This is a genomic window from Pseudomonas khorasanensis, from assembly GCF_014268505.2.
GTDB classification, from domain to species: Bacteria; Pseudomonadota; Gammaproteobacteria; order Pseudomonadales; family Pseudomonadaceae; genus Aquipseudomonas; species Aquipseudomonas khorasanensis.
In genome coordinates this window covers 1-1,054 of record NZ_JABWQP020000036.1, presented here as the reverse complement: position 1 = coordinate 1,054, position 1,054 = coordinate 1, and the positions used below count along the sequence as shown (strand labels likewise).

Below are 1,054 nucleotides of genomic sequence, written 5' to 3'. Positions count from 1 at the left end.
GCGATTAACAAAACGATCGGCGCAACAGGAATTCTTGAAGTCTCTGGGCTCACCCCCAACCAGCAATACAAAATCACGTTCTTCCCCAATCCTACGCCTGCCCAAATCGATAGCTTGTTCGACTCTTACCAAGGCGTGATCGGCGAGCTGGGCGGCTGGTTGCAGACACAATGGAGCACCAGTTTTCTGCCTCTATGGCAGGTTCATACCGATACTTCGCTAGGGGGTCGTGCTCTTCAAGAACTTGAGGCGGCATGGGAAGGCTTTCTGAAAGCGATCATGGGCCTTTGGGGAGATATTAAAAGCCTCTATGACCTCGTCGCGCATCCACGCGAAAACTACGAGAAGCTTAAAAAGTTTTTCACTGAAGAACAGATCAAGAAGATTTATGACGCGTCTGCCGAGGCCATTCACACTGCCCTGCTGATTGCCAGCGATGAGCCACTGATGTGGACCTACGTCGCCGCGATCGTGGCGTGGGTGAGGATGTTGCCGCCACAGACCTGCGCGGAAGTACTGGCGCAAATGTCGACAGAGTTCCTGCTGAACATTCTCATAGGCGTCATTCTGACCGGTGGTCTGGGCCTGGCGGTGCGTGTGGGCACGAAGCTCATCAAAGGCGTGCAAAGCAGCAGTAACGTCTTGAAGTTAATTCAAGACTTCACCGGAATGCTGATGAACGTCAGCAAATCCAAGGCCACACCTCATACGGCAGCGTCCAGGCCTTTGCTGCTAAACGGCGACTCGAAATTTAACCCGGCGCGTAAGGCTGACGTTCAGATCGCCTCTCCAAAACCTGCGGAAACGGCATCCTCGCCGAAGCAAAAGCCCCCGGTCAGCGGCGGCAAAGTCGAGTCTGATGCACAAATTCAAGCACGCAGCAAAACAGAGCCAGCATCGCGAATCGAGCAAGTAGAACCAGTCGACAATGCGCCAAAACAGTCGAAAAACCCGGCGGACGAACCTGCGCAATGCGTGGACAAAACATGCTCCAATGGCGAGCCCGTATCGATGGTGACGGGCGAAGAATTGCTGACACTCACCGATGGCGAGT

1 pseudogene is annotated in these 1,054 nt (G+C 54.1%); it reads left to right on the top strand.

Annotated elements, in window-relative coordinates:
- Window positions 1–1,054, top strand: a pseudogene (locus tag HU727_RS25465) (type IV secretion protein Rhs); the annotation flags it as partial.